The sequence below is a fragment of the Streptomyces sp. CCM_MD2014 genome (assembly GCF_000772045.1).
Taxonomy (GTDB): Bacteria; Actinomycetota; Actinomycetes; order Streptomycetales; family Streptomycetaceae; genus Streptomyces; species Streptomyces salinarius.
This window is the reverse complement of the sequence record NZ_CP009754.1, coordinates 4933932-4956397: the sequence shown is the minus strand read 5'-3', so window position 1 is coordinate 4956397 and position 22466 is coordinate 4933932. Positions and strand designations below refer to the sequence as shown.

Here is a 22466-nt window from a genome sequence, read left to right as displayed (position 1 = left end):
GCTCCGTCTCTCGCTGGCGCCCCGCATAACTTGACTCGTCGGGTCAGTTTACTTACGGTCGCGACGGGAAGCGAAACTGACCACCCTGGTCAACTTAGCGAAGGGCCACGTCATGATCATCGTCACCGGCGCCACCGGCGGGCTCGGCGGTGCCGTCGTCGAGCACCTCCTCGAGCGCATGCCCGCCGACCGGATCGGCGTCAGCGTCCGCGATGCGTCCAAGGCGCGGCACCTCGCCGACCGCGGCGTCCGGGTGCGGCAGGGCTCGTACGAGGAACCGGCCGCGCTGCGCGACTCGTTCGCCGGTGCCGAGCAGGTGCTGGTGGTGTCGGGCAACGATCCGGCGGCCGACCTGGCCGGCCTGCACCGCAATGCCGTCGAGGCCGCCGTCGAGGCCGGGGTCCAGCGGATCGTCTACACCAGCCAGCACGGCGCCGTCCCGGGCAATCCCTACCCGCCGTCGGAAGTCCACACCGCCACCGAAGCGGTCCTCGCCGAGTCCGGGACCGCGTGGACCGCACTGCGCAACGGCGCCTACGGCCCCCTCGACCAGGTGCTCGGCCCCTGGCGGTCGACCGGCCCGCGGACGGTCCCGTCCCGTACACCGATCGTGCCGACATCGCGGAGGCCACCGCGGTCCTCCTCGCCGGCGACCGTGCCCTCGACGGCCCCGTCAACCTCACCGCGCCGACCGCCGTCACCTTCGACGACCTCGCCGAGATCGCCTCCGGCCTCACCGGCCGTACCGTCGAGCGGGTCGTCATGGACGACGAGGAATGGATGGCCGGCCAGGTCGCGAGCGGTGTTCCGGAACCGGTGGCCCGGCTGCTCCTCACCTGGTACCAGGCCGCCCGCACCGACTGCTTCGCGGAGGCCGGCCCCCTGCTGGGCGAACTCCTGGGCCGCGAGCCCCGCAGCGCCGCCGACCGGCTCGCGGACCAGGCCGCCGTCTGAAGCGCCGCACCGGCGGGCGTCGCGCCGGCAGGCGTCCCGCCCCGCCTGGCGCCCGGCACTCTCTAGGCCAGCCCCGCCCCGATGGCGCGCCGGACCGCGTCGGCGCGGTCGCGGATGTGGGCCTTGGCGAACAGGTTGTTGATGTGGGTCTTGACCGTGGCCTCGCTGATGAAGAGCTTCTCGGCGATGCCCCGGTTGGACAGTCCCTGGCCGATCAGGGCGAGGACCTCGCGTTCCCGGGGTGTGAGGTCGTCCGGCAGGGGCTGCCCGGCCGCCTCGTCCCGGGCGGGCGCCGCCTTCGCCCTGGCCGTGGCGAGCAGGCGGTCCTGGACCTCCCGGTCGAGTACGGACTGGCCGGCGCCCGCGGCCCGGATCGCCCGGGTGATGTCCTGGCGGCCGGCGTTCTTGGTCAGGTAGCCGCGGGCTCCCGCGCCGAGCGCGCCGAGGATCGACTCGTCGTCGGCGAACGTGGTCAGGACGACCACCGCCACCTCCGGATGCTCCTCGGTCAGGCGGCGGGTCGTCTCGATGCCGTCCATCACGGGCATGCGCAGGTCCATCAGCACCACGTCGACCGGTCCCGCGGCCACCGCCGCCAGCACCTCGCCGCCGTCCGCGGCCGCCGCGACCACGTCGATGTCCTCGGCCAGTCCGAGCACCGCGGCGAGCGGCTCCCGCACTGCGGCCTGGTCGTCGGCGACGACCACCTTCAACTGCACGGGCCCCCGGCCCTGTTCACTCGTCCCGCTCATCCCGGAATCACTGCCTCCACCTGCCAGCCGCCCTGGTCCGGCCCCTCGGTGACCGGCCCCGCGCTGACGCTCCCGCCCAGAAGAGCGGCGCGCTCGCGCATGCCGATCAGCCCCATCCCGCTGCCGGCGCCCGGGGTCACCGCACGGGTGGCGGGCCGGTTGCGGATCCTCAGTGTGATCGATGCGGCGGTGAACGTCAGCTCCACCCCGATCTTTCCGCCGGGAGCGTGCCGGGCCGCGTTTGTCAGGGCCTCCTGGGCGATCCTCAACAGGTTCTGGGTCACTTGGGGCGGCGCCTCGCGGACGGTCCCGGTGACCGTGAGAGCGTCAGGGTGGCCCGACGACTCGACCATCGCGGTCAGGCTCTCGACCAGCGGCAACGCGTCCTCGCGCAGCGCGTGCACGGTCCACTGCGCCTGCTTCAGGCTCTCCTTGACCAGGCCGTGCGCCTTGGTGGTGGCCTCCCGGACCTTCGCGAGGTCTCCGGTGTCGAGCAGGGCGTCGGCGAGCTCCAGCTGCATGTTGATCCCGGCCAGGGAGTGGGCCAGTACGTCGTGCACGTCGCGGGCGATGCGGGCGCGTTCGGTGAGGACGGCGGTCCGGGCCTCCGCGCGGGCCGCGCGTTCCGCCGACTCGGCGGCCGAGAGCGCCGACCGTACGGCCTGGCGCTGGGTGCGGTTGAGGATGCCGACCACGACCGGGATGCCGGTGGAGAGCCCGAGCGTCCAGGGCAGGTCCGGGTCGCCCGGCCCCAGGTGGAAGTGGAGGACACCGGCGCAGAGCAGGGAGGTCGCCGCCGCGAGGGCGAGGGCCCACCGGGGTTCGAGCCGGTAGCCGATGTGGCCGGCGAGGAAGTAGGCGAAGAGGTAGCTCGTACCGCTGCCGCTGACGCCGATCAGGGCGGCCGCCGCGACGATGCCGAGGGTGAGCCAGCCGAGCACCACGCGCGGGGGGATGCGGTGCTCGGGCACGGCCCGGGCGAGCAGTGCCGCGGAGTTGAGCACGAAGAGGACGGTGACCGCCAGTCCCTGGCCGCTGAACCCCATGGGACGGATCGTCAGCGCTCCCACGACGACGACCGCGAGGTTCAGTCCCCACTGCACCCGCGGGTCCCGGCCGGGGACCGGCCCGCTGGGCGGTGTCGGACGCGGGTCCGCCCCCGGGGCCGGGGGCGGGGTGCTTTCGGTGGCGGACACCGGCAGAACATAGCGCACGGTCAGGCCGTACGGTCCAGGACGGACACCGCGGGGGCGGCGGGAGCGGAGCCGGCCGCGGCCCGGGCGTGGACCCGGCTGCGCAGGTAGATCGTCGCCACCCGGGTGACCACCTCGGTGACCGCCATCAGTACGAAGGCCGCCACCCAGGCCTGGTCGCTCGTGATGTGGTGGGCGATGCTGAACCGGGCGACGTCGTCGGCGCCGCCGTGCTCGACCCAGACCTGGAAGCCCATGCGGGCGCCCATGCCCAGCACCCACAGGATCGCCGACACGGCGCCCGCCTTGATCAGGAGGTGCCCGTCGAGCGCCCTGATCCGGGTGTAGACGCCACCCGCGACACCGAGCGCCGCGCCCACGCCCGCCAGGACCGCGATCAGTACGAGGTCGTTGCCTTCGGTCGGGACGGAGTCCAGGTACGAGTACGCCACGACGGCCACGATCCCCAGCGGGATCAGGAAGGTCCGGCGGTCGAGCCGGCCTTCCCGCAGCTGGCGGAAGACGACCAGAACGAGGGCGATGTCGGTGATCCACTCAGTCGTTGTCATGCCCTCAAGGCTCCTCCGGCCAGGCCCGCGACACCTGGACCCGCGGGTGGAGCCGGGGGTGGAGATCCACCGCTCCCGCCGGCTCCACCCCCGGCTCCACCCCAGCCGTCCCGCCACGGCCCTAACGGCTGAGCCGCTGGAACCTCCGTACCGCCAGCGGCAGGAAGACCGCCGTCAGGACCACCGGCCACACGCCCGCCATCAGCAGCGCGTGCTGCTCGACCCACGAGTCGCCGCCGCCGACCGGTGTGCCGAACAGGTCGCGGACGGCGGCCGCCGTGGACGAGATCGGGTTCCACGCGGCCACCCAGCCCAGCCACTCGGGCATGAGCTGCGGGGCGACGAAGATGCTGGAGATCATCGTCAGCGGGAAGGCCACCGCGAACAGGCCGCCCGCCGCCTCCGGGTTGGGCACCAGAAGGCCCAGCCACACGCCGATCCAGATGAGCGCGAACCGCAGCCACAACAGCAGGCCGAAGGCCGCCAGGAAGCCCCAACCGCCGTCCGGCCGCCAGCCCATGGCGACCGCCGTCAGCATCATGATGGCCAACTCCGCGCAGGCCACGACCAGATCGGTCACCCCGCGCCCGGCCACCACGGCCGAGGACGACATCGGCATGGAGCGGAACCGGTCGACGACCCCCTTCGTGGAGTCGTAGACGACGACCGTCGCGGTGTTGATGAAGCCGAACGCCATGGTCATCGCGAACATGCCCGGCATCAGGAAGTCCTTGTAGTCCCCGCCGCCCGGCACGGTCATGGCGCTGCCGAAGACATAGCCGTAGAGGAGGACGGAGAGGATCGGGAAGCCGAGCTGCCAGGCGATGTTGACGGGCTGGCGCCAGTAGTGGGTCAGGCCGCGGCGGACGATGTTGCCGCAGTCGGCGAGCAGCCAGAACAGCCGGCCGTGCTCGGGCGGGGCCGTCGCCGGGCCGGTGGCGCTCTCGACGTCGAGCGCGCTCATGCCGCCATCGCCTCCTTCTCCGCGTGCCGCACGGGCTCCGCGCTCGTACGGTGGCCGGTCAGGCGCAGGAACACGTCGTCGAGGCTCGGCCTGCGCAGGCCGATGTCCTCCACGGCGACGCCCTCGTCCTGGAGGGTGCGCGCCACCTCGGTCAGCGCCGACACGCGGTCGGTGACCGGGGCGTGCACGCGCAGCGCCTCGTTTTCCACCTCCGGTTCCCCCTCGCAGACCCGGGCGACCGTCTTCACCACCCCCGGGATCTCGGCGCGGTCGGCCACCACGACCTCGATGCGGTCGCCGCCGACCAGGTCCTTCAGTCCGTCCGGGGTGTCGTCGGCGATGGCCCGGCCCCGGTCGATGACGGTGATGCGGGAGGCGAGCTTGTCGGCCTCCTCCAGGTACTGCGTGGTGAGCAGGACCGTCGTGCCGCTCGCCACCAGGTCGCGGACCGAGGCCCAGACCTCGCCGCGGCTGCGGGGGTCCAGGCCGGTCGTCGGCTCGTCCAGGAACAGGACGGCCGGGGCCAGGATCATCGACGCGGCGAGGTCGAGACGCCGCCGCATGCCGCCGCTGTACTTGCCCACGCCCCGGTCGGCGGCGTCGGTCAGGTCGAACTGCTCCAGCAACTCGACCGCCCGGGCCCGGGCCCGCCTGCCGCCCAGGTGGAACAGGCGCCCGAACATCTCCAGGTTCTGCCGGCCGGTGAGCACCTCGTCCACGGCCGCGTACTGGCCGGTGAGACCGATCCGCGCCCGCACCTCACGCGCCTGCCGGGCGACGTCGAGGCCCGCGACCTCGGCCCGTCCCCCGTCCAGCCCGATCAGCGTCGACAGGATGCGCACCGCCGTGGTCTTGCCCGCACCGTTCGGCCCCAGCAGGCCGTGCACGGTGCCCTCGCGGACGGTCAGGTCGAAGCCGTCCAGGGCGTGCTTGTCGCCGTAACTCTTCGCCAGGCCCTCGGCCCGTACCGCATGTCGCTCGCTCATGGGTCTGAGTCCCCCTTCACTCCCTTACTGAGTACACCGTACCCGATTGCGCGTACGCCGTACTCAGTTTTTTGGCGCGGACTTAAACTGAGCCCATGGCGAGCGGTACGGAGACCAGCGGCAGCGGCGACATCGGCCGCACCCTCGAACTGTTGTGGGACACCGGCCGGCGCCCCAGCCGGGGGCCGAGGCCGGGGCTGACGCTGGAGCGGATCGTCGAGGCCGCCGTCGAGGTCGCCGACCGGGACGGTCTCGGCGCGGTCTCGATGCGCCGGATCGCCACCGAGCTGGGCACCGGCACGATGTCCCTGTACCGCTACGTCCCCGGCAAGGGCGAGCTGCTCGACCTGATGCTGGACCGCGTGCAGCGCCCGTCCCAGGACCCGGCCGACCTCGGCGACGGCGACTGGCGCTCGGCGCTCCAGGCCCTCGGCCACGCCACGCTCGCCCTCTACCGCCGCCACACCTGGCTGCTGGAGGTCAACCAGTCCCGGCCGATCCTCGGCCCCTCCGCCCTGGACGGCATGGAGAAGGTGCTCGCCCGGATCAAGCCGATGGGCCTGACCGACCCCGAGCTGGTCTCGGTGATCGTCATGATCGACGGGTACGTCGTCGGGGCCGCCCGCACCCAGGTGTACGAGCGGGAGGCCGAGCGCAGCTCCGGGCTGACGGACGCGGAGTTCTGGCGGGCCCAGGAACCGACGCTGGTGAAGGCCATGAGCAGCGGACGCTACCCCGTGCTGTCCTCCCTCTCCGAGGACGCCTTCGGCACCGGCTTCGACCACTTCGAGTTCGGGCTCCAGCGCATCCTGGACGGGCTGGAGGTGCTGGTGGCCTCGCGCCGGGCGGCGGCGCACGACCCCGCCGCGAGCGACCCTGCAGCGGACGCCCTCGCCGCGAGCGACCTGGCAGCGGACGCCCCCGCCGCAAGCGGCCCGGCCGCGGACGAGCCTGCCGCGGCGAGCGGCTCAGCGGCGCCGGAAGACCCGGCGTAGGCCGAACAGGGCGGCGAGGGCGACGAGCAGCCCGACCGCGCCGACCTTGAGCGTGTCCCCGCCCGGACCGTCCGAGTCCGCACCCGAGGCATGCGACCCGGAACCCGGTCCGCCGCCCGAGTCGCCGCCGTCGCGCCCCGGCACGTCCTCGGCCTTGACGGGGCTGTTGGCGCCCTCCATGCCGAGCAGCAGCTTCTTGCCGTCGGTCGTGTAGGTGGCGGACTCGCCCTGTCCCAGCGGCACGCTGATCCGCCCCGTGCGCTTGATCTTCCCGCCGTTCCAGTCGTACCAGATGCCCCCGAGGTAGCCGCGCACGGCGAGCTGCTCACCGTCCGGGGAGAACGCGGCGTCCGTCGCCCAGAGGTCCACGGGCACGGTGGGCTTGAAGACGTTGCTGCCAGAGGACGACAGCTTCGCCGGGCCCTCGTACAGGTGCCCGCCGTCCTCGTTCTTGTCGATGATGTAGACCCGCCCGGTCTTCGGGTGGACCACCATCGACTCGGCGTCGCGGGAACCGTCCGCGTACTTCACCACGTACTGCGTCGCCCTGACGGTCTGGTCCTTGAGCTCCTTCGGCTCGGGCAGCTCGTAGATCCACACGTACGGCCAGGTCACGCCGTCGTTGTCGCCGATGTCGCCGACGAAGATCCGGTTGCCGGGGCCGATGGCGATCGCCTCGACGTCGCGGGGCGTGCCGACGCCGGAGAGGGCGACGCGGGCGACGGTCTCCCCGGTGGCGCCGTCCACGGCGTAGAGGTAGGGGCCGGTGTCCTGGTCGTTGTGCGTCCAGTAGATGCCGGGGTGCTGACGGGAGGCGGCGAGGCCGCTGGACTCGGTGATGCGCGGGTCCTTGATGGTGAACCCGTCGCTCCCCGCGGGCCCGTCCTGCCCGTCCGCCGCCGAGGCGGGCACGGCGAGGGCGCCCACGAGAAGGGCCGAGGCGAGGAGGGCGAAGGGTCGGCGCATGCGCCAAGCCTGCCATCCCGTGCGGGCGTTCACGTCGGCGACCACCCCGCCGGTCACCCTGCGTGGTCGGGCTCACATCGCGCCGGCCAGGCCGATCGTCCATGATGAGCGGATGCTCAGGTTCATGTTCGTCGGTGACTCCATGACGATCGGGAGCGCCGGCGAACACACGTGGCGCTACCGGCTGTGGCAGCACCTGCGCGACTCCTACGGCCGCCCCTTCACCTTCGTCGGCCCGCGCGAGACACTGCACGACCCGTCGACGGACGAGCCCGTGTCCTACTCCTACGCCGACCCGGACTTCCCCCGTGCCCACCTGGCCGGCTGGGGCGAGGGCTGGCACCACATGACGCCGCTGATCGGCGAGACGGTGCGCTCCTGCCGCGCGGACGTGCTGCTGGTCTCCCTGGGCCTGATAGACCTCGGCTTCTACACCAACGCCGAGCAGACCGCCGCCAACGTCCGCGCCTTCGTGGCCGCCGCCCGCTCGGCGAACCCGCGCATCCGCATCGCCGTGATGCCGGTCCTGCACAACATCCGGGTGGACGCCGACGAGACCTTCGCCGAGCAGGTCGCCCACTTCAACGAACTCCTCGCGAAGACCGCCGCCGACCTCGACGACCCGGGTGCCCCGCTGCTGTTCGTCCCGCCCCCGCCGGCGTACGACTTCCACACGGACACCTACGACGGCACGCATCCCAACGAGAGCGGCGAGCACCGGATCGCGGAGGCGTTCGCGGAGGCGCTGCACGAGGAGTGGGGGCTGGGCGGGCCGTACACCGCCGCCTCGTAGGAGCCCCCGCGCCGTGGCATATGCGCGTCGTCCCGTGTCCCGGCCGCCGTGCGTATCGTTGTACCGCGCGGCTGCTCCCGCCCGTGGGACAGCCGGCGAGGAGTGCCACGATGACCGTCGTAGACGACAGGATCGCCATGGCCGACGCCAACACCCAGCGCCTGGACGAGTGGTTCGAGCGGCTGGAGCGGATGCCCGTCCCCGAAGGATTCCGGGTCGAGATCGTCGGGGGCAGCGTCCACATGACACCGCAGCGCAGCACCCACCACAAAATCATCCGCCGCATCGAACGAGCCGTCGAAGACCGCTTCGGCATGGACGTCGAACTCCTCTCGGACGTCCGTATCGATTTCCCGGGACCGGGGAACGCTTTCTGCCCCGATGTGGCCAAGCTCCGCAACGGGGCCGAGCAGGACGAAACGGGCCACTGGCGCTACCAGGACGTCGAGTTCGTGGCCGAGGTCATCGCCCAGGGCACCGCCGCCAACGACTACGGCCCCAAGAAGCTCGCCTACGCCGCCGCAGAGGTCCCCCTCTACCTGGTCGCCGACCCGTACCAGGGCCGCTGCCACATCTTCACGCACCCCAAGGACGGCGACTACACGACCGAGACCAGGGTCGTCTTCGGGGAGGACCTGGACCTCACCGGCACCGTCCTCGGCCTCACCCTCGGGACCGACGCCTTCCCCCGCGACTGACCGCCCGCCCCCGCTTGCCTGGAGCGCACTCCAAGTCGTTGGCTTGGGGACCATGAAGTACACGCAGCTCGGACGCACGGGACTCAAGGTCAGCCGGCTCGTCCTCGGCACCATGAACTTCGGTCCGCAGACCGACGAGGCCGACAGCCACGCCATCATGGACGCGGCGCTGGACGCCGGCATCAACTTCTTCGACACCGCCAACGTGTACGGCTGGGGCGAGAACAAGGGCCGTACCGAGGAGATCATCGGCAACTGGTTCGCCCGGGGCGACGGCCGGCGCGACAAGACCGTCATCGCCACCAAGGTGTACGGCAACATGGGCGCCGACGGCGAGGCGTGGCCCAACCACGACAAGCTGTCCGCCGTGAACATCCGGCGGGCGGTGGACGCCAGCCTGAAGCGGCTCCGGACCGACCACATCGACCTGTACCAGTTCCACCACATCGACCGCGCCACCGGCTTCGACGAGATCTGGCAGGCGATCGACACCCTGGTCCAGCAGGGCAAGGTGCTCTACGCCGGGTCGTCGAACTTCCCCGGGTACAAGATCGCGCAGGCCAACGAGACCGCCGCCCGGCGTGGCGGGACCATCGGCCTGGTCAGCGAGCAGTGCCTGTACAACCTGGCCGAGCGCCGCGCCGAGATGGAGGTGATCCCGGCCGCGCAGGAGTACGGCCTCGGCGTCATCCCGTGGTCGCCGCTGCACGGCGGGCTGCTCGGAGGGGTCATCAAGAAGGAGGTCCAGGGCGGGCGCCGGGCCTCGGGGCGCGCGGCCGACGCCCTGGCCGACCCCGCGAAGCGGACGCAGATCCAGGCGTACGAGGACCTGCTCGACAAGCACGGGGTGGAGCCCGGCGAGGCGGCACTGGCCTGGCTGCTGACCCGGCCCGGCGTGACCGGCCCGATCGTGGGTCCGCGCACGGCCGACCAGCTCGCGTCGGCACTCAGGGCCGTGGAGCTGGAGCTGTCGGACGAGCTGCTGGCCGGGCTCGACGAGGTCTTCCCGGGTCCCGGCCCCTCTCCGGAGGCCTTCGCCTGGTAGCCGCGGCCGGAGCAGCGGTGGGGTGAGCGGGGCGGCCGCCCACGGGCCGATCAGCCGAGGGCCGCCGCCACCGCCACCACCACGAGCATCAGCACGAGCACACCGGCCATGATCCGGTTACGGGTCTTCGGGTCCACGCCCCCGAGCCTAACCGGAGACGCCGAGCGGGCTGCGGGCGACCGCCTCGTAACGGGGCTGCTCGCCCGGCACGCCCGAGTCGGGCAGGAAGCTGCGGACCAGCGCCAGGTCGGTCACCGTCCAGGCGGGTCCGGTGAAGCCGGCCAGCGCCTCGACGTAGGGACGGGCGTCGAAGGCCCGCCTGCTGCGGGCCAGCGTCAGGTGGGGCCGATAGCGCCGGTGCTCGCCCATCTCGACGCCCGCCCTGCGCCCCGCCGACTCCGCGCGGTCGGCCAGCAGCCGCAGGGTCGCGAGGCCCCCCTCCGCACCGGCCCACAGCGCCCGGCCGCGCCCGAACTGGCCGCCGCCGCGCAGCGCCAGCTCGAAGGGCTCGGTGCGGCGGGCCGCCCGCTCCAGCCGGGCCGACAGGTCGGGTACGGCGTCGTCGTCGACCTCGCCGTAGAAGGCGAGCGTGAGGTGCCACCCGGGACGCCCGGTCCAGCGCAGCCCGTCGGCGCCCGGCAGCCCCCGCAGCACGGCCACCTCGGCGGCGAGGGAGGCGGTGACGTCCTCGGGCGGCAGCACGGCGGCGAACAGTCTCATGCCGGCCAGTCTCCCCCGGGGAACACGTGTACGTCCGCGCGTGTCCTGGTCACCGTGCGTATCGTTGTACTGCGCGGCTGCACTCGCGTCGGGGGCAGCCGGGGAGGAGCGCCACGATGACCGTCCTTGACGACAGGATCGAGATGGCCGAAGAGAGCACCGAGCTGACTCTGGACGCCATGTTCGAGTGGCTCGAGAAGATGCCCGTCCCCGAGGGATACAAGACCGAGATCGTCGGGGGGCACGTCTTCATGTCGCCGCAGCGGCACCACCACTTCGAGATCATCTTCGACATTCTTGAACAATTGCGCGTCAAGTACACCCGCAAGCAACTGGCCTCGGACGTGCGCATCGACTTCCCCGGGCGGCTCAACGGATTCGCCTGCGATGTCGCAGCCATCGCCGAACGCTCGGTGAAGGACGGCAAGGGCCTCTGGCGCTATCAGGACGTCGAATTCGTCGCCGAGGTCATCTCCAAAGACACCGCCGCCAACGACTACGGCCCCAAGAAGGACACCTACGCCGCCGCCGGCGTCCCGGTGTACCTGATCGTCGACCCGTACACCGGCGAGTGGCACCTCCACACCCTCCCCAAGGACGGCAAGTACCACGCGGCCGTCAGCTTCGGCTTCGGCGAGGACGTCGACCTGACCGGGACCGTCGTCGGCCTCACCCTCAAGACCGACGACTTCCCCCGCGACTGACCGGAAGCCGGTCCCGCCCTACGCCACCGGCGCCAGCGCCTCCCGCCGCTCCCGGGGCACGAAGCGGACCTGGGGGTGGCCGCGGTGCCAGCCCACCGACAGGCGCAGGTTGCCGACGCGGGCCAGGACCAGGCCGATGACGAGTGCGGCGCTCGCCGCCACCGCGCCGCCCGCGGCGAAGCCGGCCCGGGCACCGTAGGCGTCGGTGACCCAGCCGACGATCGGGGCGCCGATCGGGGAACCGCCGAGGAAGACCATCATGTACAGGGCCATCACCCGGCCCCGCATGGCCGGGTCGGTGGACATCTGGATGCTGGTGTTGGCGGTGACGTTGACCGTCATGCTGAAGACGCCGATCGGGACCATCAGCAGCGCGAAGAGCCACAGCTCGGGCGCCGCGGAGGCCACGATCTCCAGGGCGCCGAAGCCGAGGGCCGCCGCGATCAGGACGCGCAGCCGGGCGGTGCCGCGGCGGGCGGCGAGCAGGGCGCCGGCCAGCGAACCGACGGCCATCAGGGTGTTGAAGAGGCTGTACGCCCCGGCGCCCGCGTGGAAGACGTCGTCGGCGAAGGCGGACAGGAAGACGGGGAAGTTGAAGCCGAAGGTGCCGATGAACCCCACCAACACGATGGTCCAGATCAGCTCGGGGCGGCCGGCGACGTACCGCAGGCCCTCGCGCAGCTGGCCCTTGCCGCGCGGGGTGCGCCGCACGACGTGCAGCTCGCGGGCGCGCATCAGCAGCAGGCAGGTGAGCGGCGCGACGAAGGACAGGCCGTTGGCGAGGAACGCCCAGCCGGTGCCCACCCCGGTGATCATCACACCGGCGACGGCGGGGCCGACCAGGCGGGCGGACTGGAAGTTGGCCGAGTTCATGCTGACCGCGTTCTGCAGCTGGTCGCGGCCGACCAGCTCGGAGACGAAGGTCTGGCGGGCCGGGTTGTCCAGGACGGTGGCCAGGCCCATCGCGAAGGCGGCGAGGTAGACGTGCCAGACCTGGACCTGGCCGCTGAGGGTGAGGACGGCGAGGGCGAGCGCGGACAGGGCCATCGCGGACTGGGTGAACAGCAGCGTGGTCCGCTTGCGCCAGCGGTCGACGAGGACGCCGCCGTAGAGGCCGAAGAGCAGCATCGGCAGGAACTGCAGGGCGGTGGTGATGCCGACGGCGGCCGAGGAGCCGGTGAGGCTGAGCACCAGCCAGTCCTGGGCGATGCGCTGCATCCAGGTGCCGATGTTGGAGACGACCTGGCCCAGGAAGAACAGGCGGTAGTTCCTGACCTTCAGGGAGGCGAACATCGACGTCTTGCGAGGGGGCCGAGAGGTCTCGGGGGTGCGGGTGGTCGGATCGTCGGGGCCGTCGGGTGCGGGGGCGGAAGCTGCTCCGGATCCCGTACTCAAAAGGGTTCGCCTCCTCGCGAGAACTGCTTACTTGTGGGCGAGCTTCTCCAGCACGGGGGCGGCGGCGCGCAGTTTCGCCCACTCGTCCTCGTCGAGTCCCTCGACCAGCGTGGCCAGGAACGCGTTGCGCTTGCGGCGGCTCTCCTCGAGCATCACCACCGCCTGCTCGGTCTGCGTCACGACCTTCTGGCGCCGGTCCTCGGGGTGCGGCTCCAGCCGGACCAGGCCCTTGGCCTCGAGGAGCGCCACGATGCGGGTCATCGAGGGCGGCTGGACGTGCTCCTTGCGGGCCAGCTCGCCCGGGGTCGCGCTGCCGCAGTTGGACAGGGTGCCCAGCACCGACATCTCGGTGGGGCTGAGCGACTCGTCGACCCGCTGGTGCTTGAGCCGACGGGACAACCGCATCACGGCGGAGCGCAGGGAGTTCACGGCGGCCGCGTCGTCGCCATGCTTGAGGTCCGGCATGTTCCTTAGCGTAACTCATTAGTCTCGCGAAATACCACCGCTCAGCGCCCATGTGCCCGTGACGCCCGCCACTGAAACCCACAGTTCACCCGTACGAGTGAGACGTTTCCGGAAATCGGAGCTCACCCGGCAGCCCGGGGCGACCCTCGTGCTCATGGGGACCAGCGTGCTCAGCCTGCGGATAGACGGGGAGCTGCTCGACCGGCTCCGGGACCATGCGGCCAAAAGAGGAATGAGCGTCCAGGACTATGTCGTCCGGACGCTCATTCGGGATGACTTCGACGAGCGGTTCCAGTCCGCCGTGGAGGAGACGGAACGGTTCTACGGGGTCACCTGAGGCAGCCCCGCGGGCCTCACGTCAGGCCCAGGGCCGGCATCAGGTAGTAGAAGGCGAAGACCGCCGACACCACGTGCATCGCCACCGGCACCTCGCGGCCCCGCCCGGCCGCCAGGCGCAGCACCGAGAAGGTGATGAAGCCCATGCCGATGCCGTTGGTGATCGAGTAGGTGAACGGCATCATCAGCATCGTCACGAAGGCCGGGATGGCGATCGTGAAGTCGCTCCAGTCGATCTCCCGGATCGAACCGGCCAGGATCAGGAAGCCGACCGCGATCAGTGCCGGGGTCGCCGCCTGCGAGGGGACCATGGTGGCCACCGGCGTGAGGAACAGCGCCAGGGCGAACAGCGCGCCGGTGACGATGTTGGCGAAGCCGGTGCGGGCGCCCTCGCCGACGCCGGCCGTGGACTCCACGAAGCAGGTGGTGGCGGAGGCGGAGCTGGCACCGCCCGCGGCGACCGCGACGCCGTCGACGAACAGGACCTTGTTGATGCCCGGCATCTGGCCCTCGCCGTCGGTCAGCTTCGCCTCGTCGCTGACGCCCATGATCGTGCCCATCGCGTCGAAGAAGCACGACAGCAGCACGGTGAAGACGAACAGCACCCCGGTCAGGACGCCGACCTTGTCGAACCCGCCGAACAGGCTGACCTCGCCGACCAGCCCGAAGTCCGGGGTGGCGACGGGGTTGCCGGGCCACTCGGGGGTGGTCAGCCCCCAGGACGGGATGTCGGCGACGGCATTGACGATCACCGCGAGGACCGTCATCACGACGATGGAGATCAGGATGGCGCCCGGGGTCTTGCGGACGATCAGCGCGAGGGTCAGCAGCACGCCGAGGACGAAGACCAGGACGGGCCAGCCGTGCAGGTGGCCGCCGACGCCCAGCTGGAGCGGGACGGTGGTCTGCGCGGCGTCCGGCATCCGGGTGACGAAGCCCGAGTCGACGAGGCCGACGATCATGACGAAGAGGCCGATACCGATGGAGATGGCCTTGCGCAGGCCGTAGGGAACGGCGTTCATCACGCGCTCCCGCAGACCGGTGGCGACCAGCAGCATCACGATGAAGCCGGCCAGCACCACCATGCCCATGGCGTCCGGCCAGGACATCCGCGGGGCGAGCTGGAGTGCGACGACCGAGTTCACGCCCAGACCGGCGGCGAGCGCGATCGGGACGTTGCCGATGACACCCATCAGGAGGGTCGTGAACGCCGCCGTCAGAGCGGTCGCGGTGACCAGCTGACCGTTGTCGAGCTGGTGGCCGTACATGTCCTTCGCGCTGCCCAGGATGATCGGGTTCAGCACGATGATGTAGGCCATCGCGAAGAAGGTGGCGAAACCGCCGCGGATCTCACGGGGCAGGGTGCTGCCGCGCTCGGAGATCTTGAAGTAACGGTCGATGCCGTTCTGCGGGGGACGTCGGTCCTCCGGCGGCTCGGGGGACGGGGGGACCTTGGCGGTGGCCGAGGTGGACATGCGGGGACCTCATCACCAACAGGTTCCCCCACGGCCTTGTCGGTGTTCCTCTTGGTGTTTTCTACGAATGAAAGCGGTCAGAGACAAACGGGTTCAGTATGAACGTATGAGCCACAGATCGCTATCTCCGCGCGTAGACCCGCGCCCTCGCCGCGTGGCGCCGCGCCGTCAACCCGTTCGCACGCGCCTCGTAAGCTGTACGCATGACGAAGTGGACACCCACGCATGAGGCGCCGGAGCCCCTGGAGGGCCCCGTGGTTCCGACCATCGTCGGCGGCACCGCCCTCTGGTTCGTCCTCTTCCTGGTGCAGCTGCCCTTCTACGGCTGGTTCGACGACCACGGGCACACCTGGTGGGTGTGGACCTGCCTGGCCGGTGCCGGTCTCGGCCTGATCGGCATCTGGTACGTCCGGGGGCGCGACGCCGCGATCAAGCGGGACGCCGCCGCGCGGGACGCCGAAAGCGCCCAGGGCACACGGGCCGACCGGCCCACCGCCTAGTACCCGGGTAGTACGGCGGCAGCACACCGCGCCGGAACGCCTCGTACCCAGGTCGGATCTTCTCCGCACTCGGTGGGTGAAGCCGTAAAACCGCACTTACCGTCGAATGCATGACGCATCTCGACGCGGACCGACTCGACCCCGCACACCCCGGGCCTCCAGCCGACACGCCCTCGCCCGTGACCGGACTCACGACGGCCGGGGTCGCCGAACGGGTCGCGCGCGGTCAGGTCAACGACGTACCGGTGCGCAGCAGCCGCTCCCTGACCGACATCGTCCGCGCCAACGTCTTCACCCGCTTCAACGCGATCATCGGCGTGCTCTGGGTGATCATGCTGTTCGTCGCGCCGATCCAGGACAGCCTGTTCGGGTTCGTCATCCTCGCCAACACCGGCATCGGCATCGTCCAGGAGTGGCGGGCGAAGAAGACCCTCGACTCGCTGGCCGTGATCGGCGAGGCCCGCCCGACGGTGCGCCGGGACGGGAAGCCCGCCGAGGTCTCCACGTCCGAGATCGTGCTGGACGACGTCATCGAGATCGGCCCGGGCGACAAGGCCGTCGTCGACGGGGTGTGCGTCGAGGCGGACGGGCTGGAGATCGACGAGTCGCTGCTGACCGGCGAGGCCGACCCGGTGGTCAAGCAGCCCGGCGACCAGGTCATGTCCGGCAGCTTCGTGGTCGCGGGCGGCGGCGCCTTCCGGGCCACCAAGGTCGGGCGCGAGGCGTACGCCGCCCAGCTCGCCGAGGAGGCGTCCCGCTTCACGCTGGTCCAGTCCGAGCTGCGCTCCGGCATCTCCACGATCCTCAAGTACGTCACCTGGATGATGGTCCCCACGGCGATCGGCCTGATCCTCAGCCAGCTGCTCGCCAAGGACAACGCGCTGGACGACTCGATCGCGCGCACCGTCGGCGGCATCGTGCCGATGGTCCCCGAGGGCCTGGTCCTGCTCACCTCCGTCGCCTTCGCGATCGGCGTCATCCGGCTGGGCCGCAAGCAGTGCCTCGTCCAGGAGCTGCCCGCCATCGAAGGCCTGGCCCGCGTCGACACGGTCTGCCTGGACAAGACCGGCACCCTCACCGAGGGCGGCATGGACGTCACCGACCTGCGCCTGCTCGGCGGCGCCGACGAGCGCCACGTCCGCACCGTCCTCGGCTCCCTCGGCGCCTCCGACCCACGCCCCAACGCCTCCCTGCAGGCGATCATCGACGCCTACCCGGCCGACGGCGCAGCCGGTGCGTGGCGGTGCACGGGGTCGCTGCCCTTCTCCTCCGCGCGCAAGTACAGCGGCGCCACGTTCGACGAGGGCGACGGCGCCCTCGGCACCTGGCTGCTGGGCGCGCCGGACGTCCTGCTCGCCGAGGACGACCCGGCGCTCGCGGAGACCGGCCGGCTCAACGAACAGGGCCTGCGCGTCCTGCTGCTGGCCCGCGCCGGCCGCGCGCTGGACGACCCCGAGGTCGCCGACGGGGCCGAGCCCACCGCCCTGGTCGTCCTGGAGCAGCGGCTGCGCCCGGACGCCGCCGACACCCTGCGCTACTTCGCCGACCAGGACGTCCGCGCCAAGGTCATCTCCGGCGACAACGCGGTGTCCGTCGGCGCGGTGGCCGCCAAGCTGGGGCTGTCCGGGGCCACCGTCGACGCGCGGCGGCTGCCCGCCGAGCGGGAGGAGATGGCCGGAGCCCTCGACGAGGGCACGGTGTTCGGGCGGGTCACCCCGCAGCAGAAGCGGGACATGGTGGGCGCCCTCCAGTCACGCGGGCACACGGTCGCGATGACCGGCGACGGCGTCAACGACGTCCTCGCGCTCAAGGACGCCGACATCGGCGTGGCGATGGGCTCCGGCTCGGAGGCGACCCGGGCGGTCGCGCAGATCGTGCTGCTCAACAACAGCTTCGCCACGCTGCCGTCGGTGGTGGCCGAGGGCCGCCGCGTGATCGGCAACATCACGCGCGTGGCGACCCTGTTCCTGGTCAAGACCGTGTACTCGGTGCTCCTGGCGATCCTGGTGGTCTGCTCGCAGGTGGAGTACCCGTTCCTGCCCAGGCATCTGACCCTGCTGTCCACGCTCACCATCGGCGTCCCGGCCTTCTTCCTGGCCCTCGCCCCGAACAGGGAACGGGCCAGGCCCCACTTCGTACGGCGCGTGATGCGGTACGCGATCCCGGGCGGTGTGGTGGCCGGCGCGGCGACCTTCGTGACGTACCTGGCCGCCCGGCGGCACTACACCGGCCCGGACGCGCTGGGCGCGGAGACCAGCGCGGCGACGCTGACGCTGTTCCTGGTCTCGATGTGGGTGCTGGCGATCATCGCCCGGCCGTACACGTGGTGGCGGGTACTGCTGGTGGCGGCGATGGGGCTGGGGTTCCTGGTGGTGCTGGCGGTGCCGTGGCTTCAGGACTTCTTCGCGTTGAAGCTGGTGGGGGTGACCATGCCCTGGACCGCCGTCGGCGTTGCGGTGATCGCGGCCGGCGTTCTGGAGGTCACGTGGCGGTGGGTGGACCGGCGCCTTCCGGTGTGACGGTCCGCGGTGGACTGCGGCGCGCCGTCGTGGCTGGTCGCGCCCACGCGGCGGAGCCGCACGTCGAACACGGCCCCGCGCGACCGTACGGCACCGCACCGCCCGTCAGTCGAACCAGCGGTCCCTGGCCAACTCCTCCGTCCGGGACTCGTCCTCCAGCAGTGCCGCCACCTCGAAGCGGCGGGGCCACTGGCCCGCCGCCCAGGCGAGGCCGGCCGCCACGCCCTCCAGGGTCGCGGCGTGCAGCGCGCCGTCGTCGGTGAGGCGCCAGTCGATCTCCACGCCGTCGACGACCAGTTCCTCGTGCTCCACGTACGACGCCGGGGTCCGCGCCCCCAGCAGCACCCGCACCGGCTCCGGTACGTCGTGCTCGGCGCCCTCGGAGTCGACGCGGCCGGTGACGGACTCGCTCAGGCGCCGCACCTGGAACAGCTCGGCCAGTTCGGCGGCCCGCGCCGGGCGGACCGGCAGCAGCGGGACGCCGGACGTGAAGGGCAGCAGGTCGGGCGAGTCGACCACGACGGCGTCGGCGGCGTCCACCACGCGCACCTCGCCGTCGACCACGGCCCGCACCTCGTCCGGCAGGGTGACCTGCTCGGGGTCGAGGTCGGCCAGCGCGCCGTACAGGGCGTGCAGTTGGGCGGCCGTGACCGGGCGGCCGGGGTCGGCGAGGCGGTCCAGGAGCTCGGCCGCGCCGCCGGGCTCGTCGAGGAGGGCGGCGACCGAGGTGCGCACCCCCAGCGCCCGCAGCACCTGCTCGTCCTCGAAGCCGGTCGCGTCGGCCTCGTCGTACAGGCCCCGCAGCAGCGGGTCGCCGCCCGCGGCGCGCAGGCCGGCCGGGCGGCGTCCGCCGAGCACCGGGTGCCCGCGCAGCCACCACGCGGTGTACGGCCGTACGACCTCGTGGGTGCCGTCGTGCAGGAGGACGCGGACGGGCTGGACGAGGGCGTCGCGCAGCGGCGGCCGGGACAGCAGGGCGAGGGCCTCGGGCCAGTGGTCGTCGTCCACGAGGTCGAGGTCGCGCACGGCGACGATCTCGGTGGCGACCGGCGGGACCGGGCTGTCCGGGAACCGGTCGAGGACGTCCTCGCTCCACACGTCCACGGCGTCGAGGAGCCCCGCGTCGTCGGGCTCGGCGAAGTCTCCTTCGCGCGGCTCCAGTTCGTCGGGGTCGAGGACGACGTCGGTGGCGCGGACGAGGGCGAAGGTGACCAGGACGCCGCAGGCGGCCAGCGGGTCGGGACCCCACTTCTCGGCCAGTTCGGCGTCCACGGCGGCGAGTTCGTCCTCCCGCATGACCCGGGCGAACGGGCCTCCGGGGAAGACGAGTTCGCCCGCCGGGGAGAGTTCGCCGTCCTCGTCGGGCAGGGCGAGCGCGCCCAGCCAGGGCTCGTCGCCGGGATCGAGTCCGGCGTCGCGGACCAGGCCGAGGACGGTGTCGGCCAGTTCCTCGGCGTCGAGGGCGTCCTCCTCCCAGTCGGTGCCGCCCTCGTCGTCCAGGGAGGCGGCGACGGCGGCCCTCACCTGCGGGGTGGTGAGCACGGCGCGCGGGGTGGCCGGGAGGGCGCCGAGCTTCTCCAGGAGCGGGTGCGCGGCGTCCGGGTGGGCGACCTTGAGGCCGAGGCGGGTGAGGACCTCGGGGTCGAGGGAGGCGGCGTCCGGGGAGGGCAGCAGCACCTGGCGGGGACCGATGGCCGTGCGGCCGTCGGCCAGGGGCACCGGCAGCCCGGAGAGCCGGTCGGGGTCCACCCCGGCGAGGCTGTCGTAGAGCCGCCACCACCAGCCGGGGGCCTTCTCCAGGCCCGCCAGCCGGTCGACCGCGTCGGTCAGCGGCACCCGGGCCACGCCCAGCGTGCGCAGTTCGGCGCGGCGTTCGAGACCGGCGGGCAGCAGGGTCGGCAGCACCTCGGCCAGCACCCGCACGGTGTCGGCGCCCGCCCCCTCCACCACCTCGGCGTCCCGGGGCCGCAGGGACTCAGGAAGGTCGTCCTCCGCGTCCTCGCCCCCGGAGGGGACGGCGGGCGGCAGGAAGGAGGTGCGCGGGAGCCGGCCGAGGACGGCCTGCCGCAGCGCGCCGTCCAGTTCGCCCCGGCCCAGCGCGCCGGGTACCAGGTCGATGAGGCCGGCGGTGACCGGCCGCCAGTCGGCGAGCAGCCCGGCGTAGGCGTCGGCGGCCCGTTCCGTCAGGAAGTCGGTCAGCGGCCCCGGCGCGGTGTGCCGGCGGGTGGAGTCCAGCGGGAAGGACGCGATGAGCAGGGCGGGCACCCCGAGCGGCTCGTCGCTGGGCGTGGGCGCGTGGACCACGGGGCTGGTCCGGGGGCGTTCGGGAGCACCGTCGGCGTCGACGGGCACCGCCCAGGTCACGGACCAGTGGGGGCGCAGGCGTTCCTCCACGGGCCGGTCGGCGAGGAGGTCGGGGGTGAGGGGTCCGTGCGCGGCGGCGGTGCGCCAGCGGGTGACCCCGTGGCGGGAGTCCTCCACGACGGTCAGGCCGTCCTCGACGCGGCGGGAGAGGGTGCGCACCTCCTCCCCGGCCTCGATCACCACCTCCTCCAGGCCCGGCAGGGCGAGCAGCAGGGCGTCGTCCACGGCGTGCAGGAGCCGTTCGGCCAGGTCGGCGGCGGCCGTGTCGCGCAGCGGCAGGATGACCGCCGTGTCGTAGGGGGCGGGGGCGCTGCCCTCGGCGGGGAACGGCAGCCGCAGCAGCGGGACGTGACCGTCGCGCCGCCGGATCTCGTCACCCAGGCCGGGGCTGTGCCGGGCGGTGTCGGCGGCCAGGTCGCGGGCCTCGGCCAGGGACCAGCGCACCCCGCCGTGCCGGCCGACGACGGCGGGCTCGTCGGTGACGGCGAGGACGGCGGCGAAGCCCACCCCGAACCGGCCGACCGAGCCGTCCCCGGCGTCCCGCTTGGCGGAGGCGCGCAGGGTGGACAGCGACTCGACGCCGGTCGCGTCCAGCGGGGCACCGGTGTTCGCGGCGACGAGGACACCGTCGCGCAGGGTCAGCCGGAGCCGGCCGGGCACGCCGGACCGGGCGGCGGCGTCGGCGGCGTTCTGCGCGAGCTCGACGACCAGCCGGTCGCGGTAGCCGCCGAGGACGAGGTCCTCCTCCGCGTTGGCGTCCTCACGGAACCGGGCCGGGCTCGTCGCCCAGGCGTCCAGCACCCCGCGCCGCAGCCGTGCCGTACCGAACGGATCGGCACCCTCGGCGGCAGGCCGTACGAACATGCTCACGGTGACTCTCCTCATCGACGGACCACGAAGGTACCGCCCCGGCACTCACACCACGCCGACGGCGACCTGATGGCTCCGGCCGGATCGATCAGCCCGTCCGGCGTTCGAGGACGAGGCCGTCAAGGCCGAAGGAGGGGGCCGGGGGCGCGGCCCCCGGGGACCTCACCCCCCGTGGCGGACCTCAGGAGTGCCCCAGCTCCGCCGCCGCCTGGTCCTCGGCCACCGGAACCGAACCCGAATCCGCGGCGGGCCGCAGCGGGAACGGATCCACCCGCGTCTCGTCGATCACCGGCGGAGCCACCCGCGGCGGCTTCGGCATGACCGCCGCCTCGGAGTGCCCGCCGCACCCGTAGGCCAGCGACACCACGTGCCCGTCGGCCGGGGAGAACTCGTTGGCGCAGACCCCGAAGGCCTGTCCGAGCGAGCCGCCGATACGGGCGAGGAAGCCGCAGCTGACGCAGGAGGCGGGGGCCGCCTGGGCCATCGCGGTCTTGGGGCCGTAGCCCTCCTCCCAGCGGTCGGCGGCGACGTGCAGCCCGTACCGGGACAGCACCCGGCTGCGGCGCAGGCCCAGCTCCTCGGCGACCGCGGAGATCGTGCCGCGGGCCGGAACGGCGGACAGCTCGGCGGGCGGCCCGGCGGTCACCTCGGCGTCCTCGGCCTCGACCAGCTCCGCCATCTCGTGGGAGACGGCCGAGTTGGGCGGCGGCTCGTCCTCGCCGGTCCAGCCGGGCTCCAGGCGCAGATCCTCCGCGTCGGTGGGCAGCAGGTCGCCGGGGCCCATGTCGCCGGGGCGGAGCCGCTCGCTCCACGGCACCCACTCGGGGGCGAGGAGCGCGTCGGGGCCGGGCAGCAGCACCGCCTCGTCCACCGTGACGATCTTCGCGCGGGAGGCGCGGGCCACCGTCACGGCCCAGCGCCAGCCCCGGTATCCCATCTCCTTGCAGGCGAAGAAGTGCGTGACGACCCGGTCGCCCTCCGACACCATGCCCTCGTGCTCGCCGACGACGCCGGGCGCGGCGACCTCCTCGGCCGCCGCCCGGGCGAGGTCGACGGCCTCGGCGCACAGGCGGTCAGGGGTGCGGCTTCGCGTTGTCGCTGCGCTCACAGGTATCGCTTCTCTCCATACGCCGTCTCACGAGTGCGCCGCTGCCTGCGAGGGGCGGACGGAGCGGACCTGTGGACCGCGTCGACGTCCGCGCC

The 22466-nt window shown here is 72.5% G+C and carries 20 protein-coding genes and 1 pseudogene; 9 read left to right on the top strand and 12 right to left on the bottom strand.

Features of this window, described 5'->3' with window-relative positions:
* The first annotated feature begins 112 nt into the window (after positions 1-112).
* Positions 113-954 (top strand): annotated as a pseudogene (locus NI25_RS22160) (NAD(P)H-binding protein).
* A gap of 62 nt (positions 955-1016) precedes the next feature.
* Here NI25_RS22160 and NI25_RS22155 read toward each other — a convergent pair.
* The 5 genes from NI25_RS22155 to NI25_RS22135 all read right to left on the bottom strand — a co-directional run bounded on the left by NI25_RS22155 (position 1017) and on the right by NI25_RS22135 (position 5418).
* Positions 1017-1706 (bottom strand): response regulator transcription factor, encoded by a 690-nt coding sequence (locus NI25_RS22155; protein WP_061444110.1) that lies wholly within the window; start codon positions 1704-1706, stop codon positions 1017-1019.
* Positions 1703-2920, bottom strand: a complete 1218-nt coding sequence (locus tag NI25_RS22150; RefSeq protein WP_061444109.1) for a sensor histidine kinase — start codon at positions 2918-2920, stop codon at positions 1703-1705. Before NI25_RS22150 ends, NI25_RS22155 begins: the two co-directional genes overlap by 4 nt.
* 2 nt (positions 2921-2922) lie before the next feature.
* Positions 2923-3468: a hypothetical protein gene (locus NI25_RS22145; RefSeq protein ID WP_061444108.1), complete on the bottom strand. Its 546-nt coding sequence runs from the start codon at positions 3466-3468 to the stop codon at positions 2923-2925.
* Positions 3469-3589: 121 nt separating this feature from the next.
* Positions 3590-4432, bottom strand: a complete 843-nt coding sequence (locus NI25_RS22140) for an ABC transporter permease (RefSeq protein WP_061444107.1) — start codon at positions 4430-4432, stop codon at positions 3590-3592.
* The gene (locus tag NI25_RS22135; protein WP_061444106.1) at positions 4429-5418 is read right to left on the bottom strand and encodes an ATP-binding cassette domain-containing protein; all 990 of its coding nucleotides are present in this window, start codon (positions 5416-5418) and stop codon (positions 4429-4431) included. Before NI25_RS22135 ends, NI25_RS22140 begins: the two co-directional genes overlap by 4 nt.
* Positions 5419-5513: 95 nt before the next feature.
* On the opposite strand from NI25_RS22135, the gene NI25_RS22130 reads away from it, so the two are divergent.
* Complete coding sequence (locus tag NI25_RS22130) at positions 5514-6413, top strand: TetR/AcrR family transcriptional regulator (RefSeq protein ID WP_078884696.1); 900 nt, start codon at positions 5514-5516, stop codon at positions 6411-6413.
* Here NI25_RS22130 and NI25_RS22125 read toward each other — a convergent pair.
* Complete coding sequence (locus tag NI25_RS22125) at positions 6387-7379, bottom strand: hypothetical protein (protein ID WP_061447032.1); 993 nt, start codon at positions 7377-7379, stop codon at positions 6387-6389. The genes NI25_RS22130 and NI25_RS22125 overlap by 27 nt on opposite strands.
* A gap of 112 nt (positions 7380-7491) precedes the next feature.
* Here NI25_RS22125 and NI25_RS22120 point away from each other — a divergent pair, with 112 nt between their 5' ends.
* From NI25_RS22120 to NI25_RS22110, 3 genes are all read left to right on the top strand, one after another.
* Complete coding sequence (locus NI25_RS22120; protein WP_061444105.1) at positions 7492-8172, top strand: SGNH/GDSL hydrolase family protein; 681 nt, start codon at positions 7492-7494, stop codon at positions 8170-8172.
* A 110-nt stretch (positions 8173-8282) separates the two neighbouring features.
* A complete protein-coding gene (locus NI25_RS22115) occupies positions 8283-8870 on the top strand; it encodes a Uma2 family endonuclease (RefSeq protein ID WP_061444104.1) in 588 nt (195 codons plus the stop codon).
* Positions 8871-8922: 52 nt separating this feature from the next.
* On the top strand, positions 8923-9915 hold the full coding sequence (locus tag NI25_RS22110; protein ID WP_061444103.1) for an aldo/keto reductase: 993 nt from the start codon (positions 8923-8925) through the stop codon (positions 9913-9915).
* A gap of 147 nt (positions 9916-10062) precedes the next feature.
* Here the strand turns inward: NI25_RS22110 and thpR are convergent, their stop codons facing one another.
* Positions 10063-10635: an RNA 2',3'-cyclic phosphodiesterase gene (thpR, locus tag NI25_RS22105; protein WP_061444102.1), complete on the bottom strand. Its 573-nt coding sequence runs from the start codon at positions 10633-10635 to the stop codon at positions 10063-10065.
* Between the two features lie 116 nt (positions 10636-10751).
* Here thpR and NI25_RS22100 point away from each other — a divergent pair, with 116 nt between their 5' ends.
* Complete coding sequence (locus tag NI25_RS22100) at positions 10752-11339, top strand: Uma2 family endonuclease (RefSeq protein ID WP_061444101.1); 588 nt, start codon at positions 10752-10754, stop codon at positions 11337-11339.
* 18 nt (positions 11340-11357) lie between these two features.
* On the opposite strand, the gene NI25_RS22095 is transcribed toward NI25_RS22100, so the two are convergent.
* Entirely contained in the window at positions 11358-12734 is a 1377-nt protein-coding gene (locus tag NI25_RS22095; protein ID WP_061444100.1) for an MFS transporter, read from the bottom strand.
* 27 nt (positions 12735-12761) lie between these two features.
* Positions 12762-13199, bottom strand: a complete 438-nt coding sequence (locus NI25_RS22090; RefSeq protein ID WP_003974639.1) for a MarR family winged helix-turn-helix transcriptional regulator — start codon at positions 13197-13199, stop codon at positions 12762-12764.
* A 148-nt stretch (positions 13200-13347) separates the two neighbouring features.
* Between NI25_RS22090 and NI25_RS22085 the strand changes: the two genes are divergently transcribed.
* Entirely contained in the window at positions 13348-13536 is a 189-nt protein-coding gene (locus NI25_RS22085; RefSeq protein WP_061447031.1) for a hypothetical protein, read from the top strand.
* 16 nt (positions 13537-13552) lie between these two features.
* On the opposite strand, the gene NI25_RS22080 is transcribed toward NI25_RS22085, so the two are convergent.
* Positions 13553-15010 (bottom strand): NCS2 family permease, encoded by a 1458-nt coding sequence (locus tag NI25_RS22080; protein WP_061444099.1) that lies wholly within the window; start codon positions 15008-15010, stop codon positions 13553-13555.
* Positions 15011-15213: 203 nt separating this feature from the next.
* Between NI25_RS22080 and NI25_RS22075 the strand changes: the two genes are divergently transcribed.
* Positions 15214-15510 (top strand): DUF2530 domain-containing protein, encoded by a 297-nt coding sequence (locus tag NI25_RS22075; protein WP_061444098.1) that lies wholly within the window; start codon positions 15214-15216, stop codon positions 15508-15510.
* 110 nt (positions 15511-15620) lie between these two features.
* A complete protein-coding gene (locus NI25_RS22070; protein ID WP_061444097.1) occupies positions 15621-18029 on the top strand; it encodes an HAD-IC family P-type ATPase in 2409 nt (802 codons plus the stop codon).
* 105 nt (positions 18030-18134) lie between these two features.
* On the opposite strand, the gene NI25_RS22065 is transcribed toward NI25_RS22070, so the two are convergent.
* Together NI25_RS22065 and NI25_RS22060 are read right to left on the bottom strand one after the other, a co-directional pair.
* Positions 18135-21263, bottom strand: coding sequence for a sacsin N-terminal ATP-binding-like domain-containing protein (locus NI25_RS22065; protein ID WP_061444096.1), 3129 nt, complete (start codon positions 21261-21263; stop codon positions 18135-18137).
* A gap of 181 nt (positions 21264-21444) precedes the next feature.
* Positions 21445-22371, bottom strand: a complete 927-nt coding sequence (locus NI25_RS22060) for a DUF3027 domain-containing protein (RefSeq protein ID WP_061444095.1) — start codon at positions 22369-22371, stop codon at positions 21445-21447.
* Between the last annotated feature and the right edge of the window lie 95 nt (positions 22372-22466).